Raw genomic sequence first — 16010 nt, 5'->3', positions numbered from 1 at the left:
GACAAAAGGCGCCATAATCGGCGCCCTTTCTCATTATTGAGACTTTACTCAATATATCTTATTCAACGGTTACCGCTTTAGCCAGGTTACGCGGCTGATCCACGTCGGTACCTTTGATCAGTGCAACATGGTAAGACAACAGCTGCATAGGAACGGTGTAGAAAATAGGTGCGATAATGTCATCAACACGCGGCATGGTAATGATCTTCATGCCTTCACTCTCTTCAAAGCCAGCTTCACTATCGGCGAAGACGTACAGCAGACCACCACGGGCGCGAACTTCTTCAATGTTTGACTTCAGCTTCTCCAGCAGGTCGTTAGTCGGTGCCACAACGATGACCGGCATATCCGCATCAATCAGTGCCAGCGGACCGTGTTTTAGTTCACCAGCAGCATAAGCTTCTGCGTGGATGTAAGAGATCTCTTTCAGCTTCAGGGATGCTTCTACCGCAATCGGGTAGAACTCACCGCGGCCCAGGAACAGAGCGTGGTGCTTGTCAGCAAAGTCTTCTGCCAGTAGCTCGATAGGCTTGTCGAACGCCAGCGCTTTTTCAATCTGAACCGGTAGCTGGTGCAGAGATGCAACGATTTCTTTCTCTTTCGCTTCATCAATCAGGCCTTTCTCTTTACCCAATGCAGTTACAAACATCAGCAGTGTCACTAGCTGGGTTGTGAAAGCTTTGGTAGATGCCACACCGATTTCAGTACCGGCACGGGTCATAAACGCCAAATCTGATTCACGCACCAACGATGAACCGGCAACGTTACAGATCGTCATCGCTGACATGTAGCCTTTTTCTTTTGCCAGACGAAGCGCAGCCAGAGTATCGGCGGTTTCACCAGACTGCGACAGGGTGATCAGCAGGCTGTTCGGACGGGTAACAAACTTGCGGTAACGGAACTCAGAGGCAATCTCGACATCACAGCTTACGCCAGTCATGGCTTCAAACCAGTAACGAGCGACCATACCGGCATTGTAAGAAGTACCACAAGCCACGATCTGAACGTGCTCAACATTAGCCAGGATATCTTTGGCACCATTACCAATGCTCTCAACAATCACAGAATCATTGCTGATACGGCCTTCCATGGTGTTGCTCAGCGCCGCTGGCTGCTCGTAAATTTCTTTTTGCATGTAATGGCGGAACTGGCCCTTGTCAGCCGCATCCTGCTGCAGGTTAGACTCATGAACTTCGCGCTCAACAGCCTGGCCTTTTTCATCAAAGATGTTCACTTCACGACGGGTAATTTCAGCTACATCGCCTTCTTCCAGGAAGATAAAGCGACGAGTAACGTTCAGCAGTGCCAGCTGATCTGATGCCAGGAAGTTCTCGCCGACACCCAGACCGATAACCAGTGGACTGCCTGAACGAGCCACTACCACACGCTCAGGATCACGACGATCCATCACTACCGTACCGTAAGCACCTTCCAGCTGAGCAACGGTCTTTTGCACGGCTTCCAACAGAGTAGAAGCGCTGCGCAGTTCCCACTCAACCAAGTGAGCAATTACTTCGGTATCAGTCTGAGACACAAATGTATAACCACGCTCAATCAGCATTGCACGCAGTTCTTCATGGTTTTCAATGATGCCGTTGTGAACCAGGGCAATATTCTCACCGGACATATGCGGGTGAGCATTGGCTTCAGACGGTTCACCGTGAGTTGCCCAGCGAGTGTGTGCAATACCGGTACCGCCAACCAGGTGTGAACTTTCTACCGCATCTGCAAGTTCCTGAACTTTACCCAAGCGGCGAACACGCTGCAGATTGCTCTGAGCATCAACCACTGCTACACCGGCTGAGTCATAACCTCGGTATTCCAGACGACGCAGGCCTTCTACCAAAATTTCAGCCACATCACGTTGTGCTACTGCACCAACAATTCCACACATTTTGTGTCTCTCCTAAATTTTATTCCGCCGTGGTACAGATCACCTGTACCCCGTGCTGTTCAATCTGTTGTTTTGCTTCGCCACTCAAACCATCATCCGTGATCAGGGTGTGGATGTTGCTCCAGGGCAGCTCCAAGTTCGGGATCTTACGGCCGACTTTGCTTGACTCCACCATCACCACCACTTCACGGGATACCTCAGCCATCACCCGGCTAAGGCCAACCAATTCATTAAAGGTAGTGGTACCGCGTGCAATATCAATGCCGTCGGCACCGATAAACAGCTGGTCAAAATCATACGAACGCAAAACGGATTCTGCGACCTGCCCCTGGAATGCTTCAGAGTGCGGGTCCCAGGTCCCGCCGGTCATCAGCAGGGTAGGCTCATTTTCAAGCTCATTGAGGGCATTGGCTACATTGAGGGAGTTAGTCATCACTATCAGTCCCTGCTTCTCACCCAGCAGGCTAATAAGGCTCGCAGTGGTGCTGCCACTGTCGATAATAATCCGGTTATGATCCCTGATCCGGGCTGCAGCCGCTTTGGCGATAGCTAACTTACGAACCGAAACATTTTCTTCAACATCGCCGACAATTTCGCTCGGCATGGCCACAGCTCCGCCATAACGACGCAATAACTGACCGGTATTTTCCAGCGCAGCAAGGTCTTTCCGAATAGTCACTTCAGAAGTGGCGAAAAACTTTGCCAGCTGATCAACGCTGACTTCGCCTTGTTCATTCACCATTGCCACAATAGCATGGCGACGTTGTTGGGTGTTTCGCTTTGACATTTATTACGAACTGATACCATTAAGTTTCGAACTGAAACTAATACTATCAGATCAAAACTTTCATGATCAATGTAGTGTAATTAATTTTCTAAAGAAAAGAAGGGAGAAGAAAGAAGCAATATTCCCCGGATACAATAAAGGCAAGGAGAGCCCTTGCCTTTAAAAAGTGTCAGTAAGCTATGTTACTTCTTCACCGGACGTTTCCAGCCCTTGACTGTACGAGCTGGAGCGCGAGTGATCACTAACTCACCTTCGCCCACATCACGGTTAATGGTCGCACCGGCACCGATAGTTGCACCTTTCGCTACTTTCACCGGCGCAATCAGCTGGGTGTCTGAACCGACAAACACATCATCGCCAATCTCAGTCTTAAACTTATTTGCACCGTCGTAGTTACAAGTGATAGTACCAGCACCGATATTCACTCGATCACCAATTTCAGCGTCACCCAGGTATGTCAAGTGGTTAGCCTTAGAGCCCTGACCCAAACGGGCTTTCTTCATTTCCACAAAGTTGCCGACATGGGAGTCACCCACCAGCTCAGCGCCCGGACGCAGGCGGGTAAACGGACCAACGGTACAGTCTTCACCGACAGTCGCCCCTTCAATTACGCTGTACGGACGGATCAGCGTATTATCATCAATCTCACAGTCCTTCAGTACCGAGCCAGCACCGATCACCACGTTATCACCAAGAGAAACACTGCCCTCGATAATCACATTAACATCAATCTCTACGTCACGGCCGCACTGCAGCTCACCCCGCAGGTCAAAACGGGCAGGATCGCGCAACATTACGCCTTGCTCCAGCAGACGTTCAGCCTGCATTGCCTGATAAGCACGCTCCAGTTTTGCCAACTGAATACGGTTGTTCACACCTTCAACTTCGATAGCTTTTGCCGGGTGCACAGCTTCTACTGCACGGCCTTCTTCGTGGGCAATCGCAATAATATCTGTCAGGTAGTATTCGCCCTGAGCATTGTCATTTTTAAGCTGTCCCAACCAGCGTTTCAGATCGCCACCGTTAGCGACCATCACACCGGTATTGATTTCTTTGATCAGCTTCTGCTCTTCAGTTGCATCTTTCTGCTCAACAATCGCGACAACCGGACCGTTACGACGAACGATACGGCCATAGCCAGTCGGATCATCCAATACCACGGTCAAAAGAGCAATACCGCCTTCTGGCTGGGCATCAAGCAGGTTGTCCAGCGTTTCAGCACTGATCAGCGGCACATCACCGTACAGGATCAACACTTTTTCATCATCGGCCAAATCAGGACATGCCTGATTCACCGCATGACCGGTACCCAGCTGCTCGGCCTGCAGTATCCAGTTTACCGATTCCTGCTCCAGGGCCGCTTTCATCTGATCACCACCATGGCCGTAAACCAGGTGGATATTATTCGCGCCCAGCCCGCTGCAGGTATCAATCACATGTTTAACCATTGGCTTGCCAGCCAGGGTATGCAGTACCTTTGGAAGGTTGGAGTACATACGGGTTCCTTTGCCCGCAGCCAGGATCACAGCACTGAAGCTCATGATAAGGTATCCTTCTTGATGCATAGATTATTCATAACTGCCCCGCATTGTATCGGTTCAGCAACCGGGGTTTAAGGGAAATCGTTTATTTTTTGCAAGTAATAACTCGCTTAACAGACATAAAAAAAGCGACCCGTGGGTCGCTTTTTTGCGTCATGCGCCTGATTAACGCGCTTTTTTCGTCAGCTCGATAACACGAAGCTGAGCGATCGCTTTAGCCAGGTCACTGGCCGCTTGAGCAAAGTCGATATCGCCATGCTGGTTGTGGATACGCTCCTCAGCCTGACGTTTCGCTTCTTCCGCCTTGGCAGCATCCAAATCTTCACCACGGATTGCGGTGTCAGCCAGCACAGTTACTGAACCTGGCTGAACTTCAAGCATACCGCCAGAAAGATAGATAACTTCTTCCTCACCGTGTTGCTTAACGATTCGAATCATACCTGGCGTGATAGCGGTCAGCAGCGGTGTGTGTCCTGCGTGAATACCCAGTTCACCTTCGCTACCGGTCACCTGAACGTTTTCAGCACGACCAGAGAACAGTTTTTTCTCTGCGCTTACTACGTCTAGATGGAAGGTTATCGCTGCCATGTCGCCTCCTACTCAGCTTAAAGCTTCTTAGCTTTTTCCAATACTTCTTCAATCGCGCCGCAGTACATAAATGCCTGCTCTGGGATATCGTCGTATTCACCAGCCAGAAGGCCTTTGAAGCTGCGTAGCGTATCTTTCAGCGGTACGTAAATACCAGGCTGACCTGTGAAGACTTCTGCTACGTGGTAAGGCTGAGTCAGGAAACGTTCAATCTTACGTGCACGAGATACAGTTTGCTTATCTTCTTCAGACAGCTCGTCCATACCCAGGATTGCGATGATATCTTTCAGCTCTTTATAGCGCTGCAGAGTACTCTGAACGCCACGTGCGATATCATAGTGCTCCTGGCCAACCACTAGCGGATCAAGCATACGAGATGTTGAATCCAGTGGGTCGATCGCTGGGTACAGACCCAGAGATGCGATCTGACGAGAAAGTACAACTGTCGCATCAAGGTGGGCAAACGTTGTTGCCGGTGATGGGTCAGTCAAGTCATCCGCAGGTACGTATACCGCCTGTACAGAAGTGATAGAACCGCTCTTCGTAGAGGTAATACGCTCCTGAAGAACACCCATCTCTTCTGCTAGAGTTGGCTGGTAACCTACCGCTGAAGGCATACGGCCTAGTAGTGCCGATACCTCTGTACCCGCAAGGGTATAACGGTAGATGTTATCGATGAACAGCAATACGTCACGGCCTTCATCACGGAACTTCTCAGCCATAGTCAGGCCAGTCAGAGCAACACGCAGACGGTTACCTGGTGGCTCGTTCATCTGACCGTAAACCATTGCTACTTTAGATTCTTCAGGCTTCTCAACGTTAACAACGCCAGCTTCCTGCATCTCGTAGTAGAAGTCGTTACCTTCACGGGTACGCTCACCAACACCGGCAAATACTGACAGACCAGAGTGCTGGATTGCGATGTTGTTGATAAGTTCCATCATGTTAACGGTCTTACCTACACCCGCACCACCGAACAGGCCGATTTTACCACCCTTAGCGAATGGACAAATCAGGTCGATAACCTTAACACCTGTTTCCAGTAGCTCAGTCGCGTTTGACTGATCTTCGTAGCTTGGCGCTTCACGGTGAATAGAGTAACGCTCTTTCTCACCGATATCGCCACACTCATCAATTGGCTGACCCAGAACGTTTACGATACGTCCTAGTGTTTCAGTACCAACTGGAACTTGAATTGGGTTGCCTGTGTTCACAACAGACAGACCGCGACGCAGGCCATCAGAAGTACCCATAGCGATACCACGAACAACACCGCCACCTAGCTGCTGCTGCACTTCCAGCACTAGCGTGCCGTTCTCTTTCGCATCAACATGTAGGGCGTCGTATACCTGTGGTACTGAGTCCTGTGGAAACTCTACGTCGACTACCGCACCGATGATCTGTACGATCTTACCTGTAGCCATCGTTAATCCTCTAAACTTAAAAATTCTTTGCCTTAAACAGCAGCTGCACCAGAAACGATCTCTGACAGCTCTTGTGTAATCGCGGCCTGACGGGCCTTGTTATACACAAGCTGCAGATCATTAATCAGGTTACCTGCATTATCTGTTGCTGCTTTCATCGCAACCATTCGGGCCGCCTGCTCACAAGCAAGGTTCTCGACCACACCCTGGTAAACCTGAGATTCGGCGTAGCGAACCAACAGGGTATCCAGCAGGGCTTTTGGCTCGGGCTCATAAATGTAGTCCCAAGAGTGGTTGCGCTGCATTTCTTCGTCATCAGACTTAGGCAAAGGCAGCAATTGATCGATCACTGGTTCCTGAACCATGGTGTTTACAAACTTGTTGTAAACCAGGTACAGGCGATCCAATTGGCCTTCATCATATTTCTTCAGCATTACGCCGACAGTACCGATCAGCTCATCAACCGATGGGTTGTCACCCAAACCGGAAACTTGAGCCGCCACTTTACCGCCGTAGCTGTTAAAGAATGCTGTCGCTTTGGCACCAACCAGCGCCATCTCAACTTCAGCACCCTGATCTGACCATGATTTGATGTCTGCAATGGCTTGCTTGAACAGGTTAATGTTCAGGCCGCCACACAGGCCACGGTCAGTAGAAACAATGATGTAACCAACGCGCTTGGCTTCGCGTTCCTCAAGATAAGGATGCTTATACTCAAGGCTACCAAGGGCGATATGACCGATCACTTTGCGCATAGTTTGTGCGTATGGGCGTGATGATTCCATCGCGTCTTGCGTCTTACGCATTTTCGACGCGGCAACCATCTCCATCGCTTTAGTGATCTTCTGAGTGTTTTTAACACTACCGATCTTGTTACGAATCTCTTTTGCGCCGGCCATCGTTACTCTCCGTTAGTAGGTGATCGCGGACGATCACCAACCAATTACCAAGTCTGGGTAGCTTTGAAATCTTCAACCAGTTTCACGAACTGAGTTTCGATTTCATCGTTCCAAGCACCCGCTTCATCAACCTGAGCCATCAGCTCAGCATAGTGACCTTTGGCATAAGAAAGCAACGCAGCTTCGAAATCAGCTAGCTTGCTCAGGTCAACATCGACCAGGTAGCCTTTTTCTGCAGCGAAAATAACCAGGCTCTGCTCGAATACAGACATTGGTGCGTACTGCTTCTGCTTCATCAGCTCAGTTACTTTCTGACCGTGATCAAGCTGTTTCTTAGTTGCATCATCAAGGTCAGAAGAGAACTGGGCAAACGCCGCAAGTTCACGGTACTGTGCAAGAGCGGTACGGATACCACCAGACAGTTTCTTCATGATCTTGGTCTGCGCAGCACCACCTACACGAGATACAGAGATACCTGGGTCAACCGCTGGACGGATACCGGCGTTGAACAGCTCTGTCTGCAGGAAGATCTGGCCATCGGTAATAGAGATAACGTTGGTCGGTACGAATGCCGATACGTCACCCGCTTGGGTTTCGATGATAGGAAGAGCAGTCAGGGAACCTGATTGACCTTTCACTTCACCGTTAGTGAAATGCTCTACGTAGTGTTCGTTTACACGAGCTGCACGCTCTAGCAGACGAGAGTGTAGGTAGAATACGTCACCTGGGAATGCTTCACGACCTGGTGGACGGCGTAGCAGTAACGAGATCTGACGGTAAGCTACAGCCTGCTTAGACAGGTCATCGTATACGATCAGTGCATCTTCACCGCGATCACGGAAGTATTCACCCATTGCACAACCGGCGTATGGTGCCAGGTACTGCAGGGCAGCTGCTTCAGAAGCCGATGCGACAACAACGATAGTGTTTTCCAGTGCACCGTGCTCTTCCAGTTTGCGCACTACGTTAGCGATAGTTGACGCTTTCTGGCCGATAGCAACGTAAACAGAGTAGATACCAGAGTTTTTCTGGTTAATGATGGCATCGATCGCCATTGCTGTTTTACCAGTCTGGCGGTCACCGATGATCAGCTCACGCTGACCACGGCCGATTGGCACCATTGAGTCAACCGCTTTGTAGCCAGTCTGTACAGGCTGGTCAACAGATTTACGGTCGATTACACCCGGTGCGATAACTTCTACAGGAGAGAAAGTATCAGTTTCAATCGGGCCTTTACCATCGATAGGCTCACCCAGGGTGTTTACCACACGGCCTAGCAGTGCGCGGCCTACTGGTACTTCAAGGATACGACCAGTACCGGTAACTTTCATGCCTTCCTGAAGGTCAGCATATGGACCCATTACAACCGCACCAACCGAGTCACGCTCAAGGTTCAGTGCCAGTGCATAACGGCCACCTGGGATTTCAATCATTTCACCTTGCATTACATCTGCAAGGCCATGGATACGAATGATACCATCGCTTACTGATACGATAGTACCTTCGTTACGCGCTTCACTCGCAACGTCGAATTTCTCGATACGCTGCTTGATCAGTTCGCTAATTTCCGTGGAATTAAGTTGCATGCTCCAATTCCCCAAATCAAGACTGCAAAGCATCGCTCAGGCGGTTTAGTTTACCGCGTACTGAGTTGTCGATGATCAAGTCTCCAGCTCTAATCACAACCCCGGCAATCAGGGTCTCGTCTACACTGCAGTTCAGCTTCACTTTACGTTCAAGACGCTCTTCCAGTTTCGTGCTGATTGCTTCAAGTTGGCTATCGTCCAGGGCAACCGAAGAGGTTACAAAGGCATCAATAGTTTTCTCATGCTCGCTTTTCAGCAGCAGGAACTCATCACAAACAGCAGGAAGTACTTTCAGACGTCCGTTTTCTGCCATCACTTTTACCAAGTTCTGGCCGAACTCATTGAGTTGTTCACCGCATACTGACAGAAAGATTTCAGTCAGTTTATCGGCAGCAAAACCGCCATCAAGGATGTCCTTGATAGTGTCGTTTTTTGCTACCTCGGCAGTGAAGGCAAGCATTTCAGCCCACTGGGCCAGCTCACCTTTTTCAACCGCAAAGTCAAAGGCTGCTTTAGCGTAGGGGCGTGCGATAGTAGTCATTTCCGACATGTGCTTGCCCCTTTAATTACAGTTCTGCAGTGACTTTGTTAAGAAGATCAGCATGAGCGTCTTTATCAATAGAACGCTCAATGATTTTCTCAGCACCAATCACAGCCAGAGTTGCAACTTGTTTACGTAGATCATCACGTGCGCGGTTACGTTCAGCTTCGATCTCAGCAAGACCTTGGGCTAGAATTTTGTCACGCTCAGCTAAGGCTTCCGTCTTCGCTTCGTCAATGATCTGAGCTTTGCGCTTGTTCGCTTGCTCTACGATCTCAGTTGCAGTACGTTTTGCTTCTTTCAATTGATCAGAAGCATTCGCCTGCGCTAGGTTCAGGTCTTTGGCAGCACGATCAGCGGCTGCCAAACCGTCAGCAATTTTCTTCTGACGTTCTTCAATCGCTTCCATGATTGGTGGCCATACATATTTCATGCAGAACACCACGAATAGGAAAAACGCGATTGCCTGTCCCAGCAAAGTTGCATTCATATTCACAACTGCATCTCCTTAGAAAGGGTTGCTAGGGATCCGTTCGTTCTTTTAATTAACCAGCTAGTTGGCCAACGAATGGGTTTGCGAATGTGAATAGTAGAGCGATTACGATACCGATCATTGGAACCGCATCAAGCAGACCTGCAATGATGAACATCTTAACTTGCAGCATTGGAGCCATTTCTGGTTGACGTGCAGCACCTTCAAGGAATTTACCACCTAGAAGTGCGAAGCCGATCGCTGTACCCAGTGCAGCAAGACCTACAATGATGCCCACGGCAATTGCAGAAAAGCTTAGTAAAGTTTCCATCACTATCTCCAGTTTATAGTTGTCGGCTAAAGTGCCAGTAAAAAAAAGAATAATTTACAAATATCGCTAATGATTGTCTTCATGCGCCTGAGACAGGTACACAATAGTCAACATCATAAACACGAATGATTGAATTGTAATGACCAGGACGTGGAAAATAGCCCACGGTAACGAGCCTAGCCATTGAGCCCACCACGGCATCAGTGCCGCGATAAGGATAAACACCACCTCACCAGCAAACATGTTACCGAACAAACGCATACCCAGTGAAATAGGCTTCGCCAGCAGCGAAACTACTTCAAGAAGTAGGTTGAACGGAATCATGACCGGATGATTGAACGGATGAAGAGCCAGTTCTTTAGCAAAGCCGCCAAGGCCTTTGATTTTGATGCTGTAGTAGATCATCAAAGCAAAAACACCCAACGCCATTGCCATGGTGATGTTGACATCAGCACTCGGTACTACCTTAAGGTAAGGAATACCTAACCAGTGCTCCGCCGGATACGGAAGAAAATCAATTGGCACCAAGTCCATGATATTCATCAGCATAATCCAACAGAAAATGGTCAGAGCCAGAGGGGCAATCAGCTTATTGCGGCCATGGAAGGTTTCCTTAACGCTACCGTCAACGAACTCAACCATAATTTCCACAAAACACTGTAGCTTTCCTGGAACTCCTGATGTCGCTGTTTTCGCTGCCTTGCGGAAAAGACCTAGAAAGATCAATCCCGTTAGGACAGAGAAAAACAGGCTGTCTATATGAACCGTCCAGAATCCCTCACCGACTGACAAGTTTGTCAGGTGGTGAGTGATGTAGCCTGACGGCGTTAGCGCTTCACCTGGCGCAGCCATAACTCATCCTATTTGTTGTTGTTAATGAATAAAACCGGCCCAAAGATATTAATACCGAGTGCCAGCAAATAGGTCAGTTTGAGGGGAACAAGTTCCACCTCGACATACAGGTAGACAATAGCAAAAAGGATGACCGTAATGAGGATTTTCAGCACTTCCCCGCCATAGAATGACGCCATGATCAGCCGCGCCTTTCGGGCACCGCTGAACAGAAATGCACACTTAGCAAAGACAGCATTGGCGATCACAAAGATGCCGCCGCCGAGTAGTGCGGAGATTCCCCAGTCAACATTGACAGCAAACACTGCCATAATTGCCGTTGTTAAAACGACGCCAGATTGAAGTAACAGCAACCTTTTCGCCAATTGGCGTCCCGGTCTAACTAGCGCCGATACCATGTATTCGTTCCTCGAGTCCGTTCCACTACACACAAACGTCGTGCTGGGAAAACTGCGAAAATTATACGGTGGATCAGATTGAATGCAATCTAATCACATTAAAAAAAAGTGTTAGATTTTACAACACAATAACCTGATCACGTCATTGTCATCATTGCAATTAAATATGTTCGACAGGGGTCACATTTCATGACCAAACATTGCAATGAATTGCTTCAGTTTGTCGGCTTCGTCAAAGCTGAAAACGATTTTGCCTTTACCATTTTTCTGCTGGCTAATCGCAACTTGAGTGCCAAAATGTTCGCAGAGATGGTTCTCAGCCGCTTCCAGCACAGGATTTACCGCTTTCACCTTCGCGGGTTCTGCCGGCGTCAACATCTTCTTGACCAGCTTTTCTGTATCGCGAACGGTTAACATTTTTGCTACAACCGCCTGAGCCGCTTCAAATTGAGCTTCGCCTTCCAGAGCCAACAGGGCACGGGCATGGCCCATTTCCAGCTGACGCTGTTCAACCATACGTTTTACTGGCTCTGCCAGTTGATTCAGTCGAAGTAGATTAGACACGGTTGTGCGTGACTTACCGACTGCTTCGGCGACCTGCTGGTGGGTTAGTGAAAACTCACTCTGCAGTCGCTCCAGTGCCTGTGCCTCTTCAATGGCGTTAAGATCCTCACGCTGGATATTTTCAATCAGCGCAATCGCCACCGTGGCACGGTCATTCACATCCTTAATGATACAAGGGACTTTCTGAAGCCCAGCTTGACGAGCAGCTCGCCAGCGGCGTTCGCCGGCAATGATCTCGAATTGTTGCGGTGCAATTTCCCGTACCACAATCGGTTGGATAACCCCTTGGGCACGGATGGAGTCTGTCAACTCGGCCAGAGCTTCATCCGACATATCTTTGCGGGGTTGAAACTGGCCAGGCTGCAGCATATGAACCGATAAATCTTGTAGCCGTCCTTCGGCTGACAGGCTTTGTGCCTTGTCGGCACTTTTCTGTTTTGCTTGTGCTACCGAGCTGGTTGCCAGCAGCGCATCAAGGCCTTTACCCAGGCCTCGCTTACTCATGTTCATTGTTTACCCTTATGCATCCACGGTACCGGCACTGCGCTCCATCTCATCACGGCGGATAATCTCGCCGGCGAGCGCAAGGTAAGCCTTAGCACCGCTAGAATACTTGTCATAGTACATCGCCGGGCGACCATGGCTCGGAGCCTCGGCCAGACGGACATTTCGTGGAATCACGGTACGGTAGACTTTCTCGCCAAAGTGCTTTTTCAGCTGTTGCGACACTTCGTTCGCCAGCCGGTTACGCGGGTCGTACATAGTACGCAGCAGACCTTCAATCTTGAGATCGGCATTCACCACCGCAGTCAGCTTACTGATGGTATCCATCAAGGCAGTCAGGCCTTCCAGCGCAAAGTATTCACACTGCATAGGGACAAGTACAGAATCTGCAGCTGTCATTGCGTTGATTGTAAGAAGGTTTAATGCAGGAGGACAATCGATAAAGATGAAATCATAGTTATCACGAACTGCCTCTAAAGCATTACGCAGGCGCACTTCGCGAGCAAAGACTTCCATGAGTTTGATTTCGGCGGCGGTCACATCGCCATTGGCGGCAATCAGATGATAGCCGCCCGTGGTTTCTGAGATCACCACCTCGTCGAACGGGGTTTCTTCGACCAGAAGATCATAAGCTGTCGCGTCGACCTGGTATTTATCAACGCCGCTGGCCATAGTGGCATTTCCCTGCGGATCCAGATCGATAATCAGGACCTTACGCTGTGTAGCGGCCAGTGATGCCGCAAGATTGACGCAAGTCGTGGTTTTACCCACGCCCCCTTTCTGGTTAGCAACAGCTATAACTCTTCCCACGAAAAAACCTCATCAATTAACCCTTTGCCGTCAAGATTACTAGATGACGCTCACCATCTAACTCAGGGACTTGCAAAGATTTGACTTCGCTCACAGAACACCACTCTGGAAGTTCTGCCACTTCTTGTTGATTAAATTGTCCTTTAAGCGCCATAAAACAGCCGTCTTCCGTCGGCAAATGATGGCACCAGGACACCATATCGTTCATTGATGCAAAGGCACGGCTCAGTACGGCATCAAAGCCCTGCTCAGGCTGGAATTCTTCAACCCGGCTCTGTACCGGGGTGACATTGCCGATCTTCAGTTCGAAAATCACCTGGCGGATAAAGCGGATCCGTTTGCCCAGGCTATCTAGCAGGGTAAATTCCTTGTCCGGATTCATGATAGCCAGCGGGATGCCAGGCAGGCCAGGGCCGGTACCAACATCGATAAAGCGCTCACCGCGAAGGTGAGTGCTTACCACTATACTATCCATGATATGTTTCACTAACATCTCATCGGGATCGCGAACAGAGGTCAAATTATACGCTTTGTTCCACTTATGCAGCAGGCCAACATAGCCAACCAGCTGCTCAAGTTGTTGTTCTGTGACCTCAAGGTCAGTTTGCGCAATTAGCTGCGCCAAACGCTGTTTCACTGATGACTCCTATTCGCCTTTCTTCAGCATGCCTTGTTTTTTCAGGTAAACCAGCAGCAGTGAAATCGCTGCCGGGGTAATGCCCGAGATACGCGACGCCATACCGATGGTTTCCGGCTTGGCATCGTTCAGTTTAGCGATCACCTCGTTAGAAAGGCCTTTCACCAGGCTGTAGTCCAAATCCAATGGTAGCTTGGTTTTTTCATGACGCAGGGATTTTTCGACTTCGTCTTTCTGGCGATCGATGTAACCCTGGTATTTCACCTGAATTTCCACCTGCTCACGCGCCTGTGCATCATCGTGGGCCGGAGCAAAAGCTTCAATTGCAGTCAGCTGCTCATAAGTCACTTCCGGACGACGCAGAAGATCTTCACCGTTGGCTTCACGGGTGATCGGTGTCTTGAGGATCTTATTCAGCTCCTCGACATGATCCGAGTTCGGCGTGATCCAGATGTCTTTCAGACGCTGGCGTTCCTGCTCCATATTTTCGATCTTCTGGTTGAAGCGCGCCCAGCGCTCATCGTCAACCAGACCAAACTCGCGACCGATTTCGGTCAAACGCAAATCTGCGTTGTCTTCACGCAGCAGCAGACGGTATTCGGCACGGGAAGTAAACATGCGGTACGGCTCTTTGGTGCCCATAGTCGACAGATCGTCAATCAGTACCCCCATGTAGGCCTGATCACGACGTGGGCTCCAGCCTTCACGGTCTTGTGACAGCAATGCGGCGTTCATACCGGCGAGCAAGCCCTGAGCCGCAGCTTCTTCGTAACCTGTGGTGCCGTTGATCTGACCAGCAAAGAACAGGCCGTGGATAAACTTGGTCTCAAATGTCTGTTTCAGATCGCGCGGATCAAAGAAATCATACTCAATTGCATAACCCGGACGCACAATAGCGGCATTTTCAAAGCCCTTCATCGAACGGACGATCTGCATCTGCACATCAAACGGCAGACTGGTGGAAATACCATTCGGGTAAAGCTCATGCGTTGTCAGGCCTTCCGGCTCGATGAAAATCTGATGGCTGTTCTTGTCAGCAAAACGCATCACTTTGTCTTCAATTGACGGACAGTAGCGCGGACCAATACCTTCAATCACACCTGAGTACATTGGGCTGCGATCCAGGTTATTACGGATCACGTCATGAGTCTGCTCATTGGTGTGAGTAATAAAACATGGGATCTGACGCGGATGATCCGACGATTTACCCATAAACGAGAACAATGGGGTCGGGTTATCACCATGTTGCGCCTGTAGCTGGCTGAAATCAACAGTACGGGCATCAATACGTGGTGGTGTGCCTGTCTTCAGGCGATCAACTCGGAACGGCAGTTCACGAAGTCGGTTAGCAAGCGCGATCGACGGTGGATCCCCGGCGCGGCCACCGCTGTAGTTTTCCAGACCGATATGGATCTTACCGCCAAGGAAGGTACCGACAGTCAGCACCACGGCTTTAGCGCGGAACTTCAATCCCATTTCCGTTACCACACCGACAACACGATCATTGTCGACGATCAAGTCATCCACGGATTGCTGAAACAGCATCAGGTTTGGCTGGTTTTCCAGTTTTTCACGGACAGCGGCCTTGTACAATGCGCGGTCGGCCTGGGCACGGGTTGCACGAACCGCCGGGCCTTTTGAAGAGTTCAGGGTACGGAACTGGATCCCGCCCTTATCGATCGCCTGGGCCATCAAACCACCCAGGGCATCCACTTCTTTAACCAGGTGTCCTTTCCCGATCCCGCCAATTGCCGGGTTACATGACATCTGCCCCAGCGTATCAATATTGTGCGTCAGCAGAAGGGTTTTTTGTCCCATTCGGGCAGCGGATAATGCGGCTTCAGTACCGGCATGACCACCACCAACCACGATGACATCAAAATTTTCCTGGTAAAACATGAAACTACCTCAGGTATGAAAATCGCCAGTGAGTTATCTACGAGCAAAGGTGGATCATTCTATCCTTTTTCTGGGAAAGAGAGAATCTTTCCTGAAGATCATTTGATCAAGAGAAAAGTGAGAATTAAATATATATAAGATCTTTTAAAGAGATCTTCTGTTAGATCTATTATATAGATCGCACGATCGTGTGGATAAGTGATAAATGATCCTAATGATCATGAGGTTAGCGAGGATCATTAGTTGTGGAACAGCATAGATCTTCGTTGGGATTTGCTGGGAT

At 49.6% G+C, this 16010-nt stretch carries 16 protein-coding genes; all 16 read right to left on the bottom strand.

Annotation, left to right across the window (positions count from 1 at the left end):
* Positions 1-58 precede the first annotated feature (58 nt).
* Complete coding sequence (gene glmS / locus AACQ93_RS00080; RefSeq protein WP_064601498.1) at positions 59-1894, bottom strand: glutamine--fructose-6-phosphate transaminase (isomerizing); 1836 nt, start codon at positions 1892-1894, stop codon at positions 59-61.
* Positions 1895-1913: 19 nt separating this feature from the next.
* Positions 1914-2681 (bottom strand): DeoR/GlpR family DNA-binding transcription regulator, encoded by a 768-nt coding sequence (locus tag AACQ93_RS00075; protein ID WP_064601497.1) that lies wholly within the window; start codon positions 2679-2681, stop codon positions 1914-1916.
* A gap of 182 nt (positions 2682-2863) precedes the next feature.
* Positions 2864-4222: a bifunctional UDP-N-acetylglucosamine diphosphorylase/glucosamine-1-phosphate N-acetyltransferase GlmU gene (gene glmU / locus AACQ93_RS00070; RefSeq protein WP_064601496.1), complete on the bottom strand. Its 1359-nt coding sequence runs from the start codon at positions 4220-4222 to the stop codon at positions 2864-2866.
* A gap of 165 nt (positions 4223-4387) precedes the next feature.
* The gene (locus tag AACQ93_RS00065) at positions 4388-4810 is read right to left on the bottom strand and encodes a F0F1 ATP synthase subunit epsilon (protein WP_007468760.1); all 423 of its coding nucleotides are present in this window, start codon (positions 4808-4810) and stop codon (positions 4388-4390) included.
* Positions 4811-4827: 17 nt separating this feature from the next.
* Entirely contained in the window at positions 4828-6234 is a 1407-nt protein-coding gene (gene atpD, locus AACQ93_RS00060; RefSeq protein WP_007468747.1) for a F0F1 ATP synthase subunit beta, read from the bottom strand.
* A 32-nt stretch (positions 6235-6266) separates the two neighbouring features.
* The gene (gene atpG / locus AACQ93_RS00055; protein ID WP_007468745.1) at positions 6267-7133 is read right to left on the bottom strand and encodes a F0F1 ATP synthase subunit gamma; all 867 of its coding nucleotides are present in this window, start codon (positions 7131-7133) and stop codon (positions 6267-6269) included.
* 44 nt (positions 7134-7177) lie between these two features.
* Positions 7178-8719: a F0F1 ATP synthase subunit alpha gene (atpA, locus tag AACQ93_RS00050; RefSeq protein WP_064601495.1), complete on the bottom strand. Its 1542-nt coding sequence runs from the start codon at positions 8717-8719 to the stop codon at positions 7178-7180.
* A gap of 16 nt (positions 8720-8735) precedes the next feature.
* Positions 8736-9269 carry a F0F1 ATP synthase subunit delta gene (atpH, locus tag AACQ93_RS00045; RefSeq protein ID WP_064601494.1) on the bottom strand — a complete coding sequence of 178 codons (534 nt, stop codon included), beginning with the start codon at positions 9267-9269 and terminating at the stop codon, positions 8736-8738.
* A gap of 16 nt (positions 9270-9285) precedes the next feature.
* Positions 9286-9756 carry a F0F1 ATP synthase subunit B gene (atpF, locus tag AACQ93_RS00040; RefSeq protein ID WP_007468739.1) on the bottom strand — a complete coding sequence of 157 codons (471 nt, stop codon included), beginning with the start codon at positions 9754-9756 and terminating at the stop codon, positions 9286-9288.
* 49 nt (positions 9757-9805) lie between these two features.
* On the bottom strand, positions 9806-10063 hold the full coding sequence (atpE, locus tag AACQ93_RS00035) for a F0F1 ATP synthase subunit C (RefSeq protein WP_005302247.1): 258 nt from the start codon (positions 10061-10063) through the stop codon (positions 9806-9808).
* A 66-nt stretch (positions 10064-10129) separates the two neighbouring features.
* Positions 10130-10915, bottom strand: coding sequence for a F0F1 ATP synthase subunit A (gene atpB, locus AACQ93_RS00030; protein ID WP_007468733.1), 786 nt, complete (start codon positions 10913-10915; stop codon positions 10130-10132).
* Positions 10916-10923: 8 nt separating this feature from the next.
* A complete protein-coding gene (locus AACQ93_RS00025; protein ID WP_007468731.1) occupies positions 10924-11313 on the bottom strand; it encodes a F0F1 ATP synthase subunit I in 390 nt (129 codons plus the stop codon).
* A gap of 180 nt (positions 11314-11493) precedes the next feature.
* Positions 11494-12381, bottom strand: coding sequence for a ParB/RepB/Spo0J family partition protein (locus tag AACQ93_RS00020; RefSeq protein WP_036801142.1), 888 nt, complete (start codon positions 12379-12381; stop codon positions 11494-11496).
* Positions 12382-12396: 15 nt separating this feature from the next.
* Entirely contained in the window at positions 12397-13191 is a 795-nt protein-coding gene (locus AACQ93_RS00015) for a ParA family protein (protein ID WP_007468728.1), read from the bottom strand.
* 16 nt (positions 13192-13207) lie between these two features.
* Positions 13208-13828, bottom strand: a complete 621-nt coding sequence (gene rsmG, locus AACQ93_RS00010; RefSeq protein ID WP_007468726.1) for a 16S rRNA (guanine(527)-N(7))-methyltransferase RsmG — start codon at positions 13826-13828, stop codon at positions 13208-13210.
* A 9-nt stretch (positions 13829-13837) separates the two neighbouring features.
* Positions 13838-15727 carry a tRNA uridine-5-carboxymethylaminomethyl(34) synthesis enzyme MnmG gene (gene mnmG, locus AACQ93_RS00005; RefSeq protein WP_064601493.1) on the bottom strand — a complete coding sequence of 630 codons (1890 nt, stop codon included), beginning with the start codon at positions 15725-15727 and terminating at the stop codon, positions 13838-13840.
* Between the last annotated feature and the right edge of the window lie 283 nt (positions 15728-16010).

This window comes from Photobacterium sp. J15, assembly GCF_963870815.1.
GTDB classification, from domain to species: domain Bacteria; phylum Pseudomonadota; class Gammaproteobacteria; order Enterobacterales; family Vibrionaceae; genus Photobacterium; species Photobacterium marinum.
Note: the sequence above shows the minus strand (reverse complement) of the source record. Positions and strands in the feature narration are given on the sequence as shown.

Bases quoted from the DNA above. Each gene is read 5' to 3' on its own strand.
- glmS (WP_064601498.1), bottom strand. From the start codon at position 1,894: ATGTGTGGAATTGTTGGTGCAGTAGCACAACGTGATGTGGCTGAAATT.
- AACQ93_RS00075 (WP_064601497.1), bottom strand. From the start codon at position 2,681: ATGTCAAAGCGAAACACCCAACAACGTCGCCATGCTATTGTGGCAATG.
- glmU (WP_064601496.1), bottom strand. From the start codon at position 4,222: ATGAGCTTCAGTGCTGTGATCCTGGCTGCGGGCAAAGGAACCCGTATG.
- AACQ93_RS00065 (WP_007468760.1), bottom strand. From the start codon at position 4,810: ATGGCAGCGATAACCTTCCATCTAGACGTAGTAAGCGCAGAGAAAAAA.
- atpD (WP_007468747.1), bottom strand. From the start codon at position 6,234: ATGGCTACAGGTAAGATCGTACAGATCATCGGTGCGGTAGTCGACGTA.
- atpG (WP_007468745.1), bottom strand. From the start codon at position 7,133: ATGGCCGGCGCAAAAGAGATTCGTAACAAGATCGGTAGTGTTAAAAAC.
- atpA (WP_064601495.1), bottom strand. From the start codon at position 8,719: ATGCAACTTAATTCCACGGAAATTAGCGAACTGATCAAGCAGCGTATC.
- atpH (WP_064601494.1), bottom strand. From the start codon at position 9,269: ATGTCGGAAATGACTACTATCGCACGCCCCTACGCTAAAGCAGCCTTT.
- atpE (WP_005302247.1), bottom strand. From the start codon at position 10,063: ATGGAAACTTTACTAAGCTTTTCTGCAATTGCCGTGGGCATCATTGTA.
- atpB (WP_007468733.1), bottom strand. From the start codon at position 10,915: ATGGCTGCGCCAGGTGAAGCGCTAACGCCGTCAGGCTACATCACTCAC.
- AACQ93_RS00025 (WP_007468731.1), bottom strand. From the start codon at position 11,313: ATGGTATCGGCGCTAGTTAGACCGGGACGCCAATTGGCGAAAAGGTTG.
- AACQ93_RS00020 (WP_036801142.1), bottom strand. From the start codon at position 12,381: ATGAGTAAGCGAGGCCTGGGTAAAGGCCTTGATGCGCTGCTGGCAACC.
- mnmG (WP_064601493.1), bottom strand. From the start codon at position 15,727: ATGTTTTACCAGGAAAATTTTGATGTCATCGTGGTTGGTGGTGGTCAT.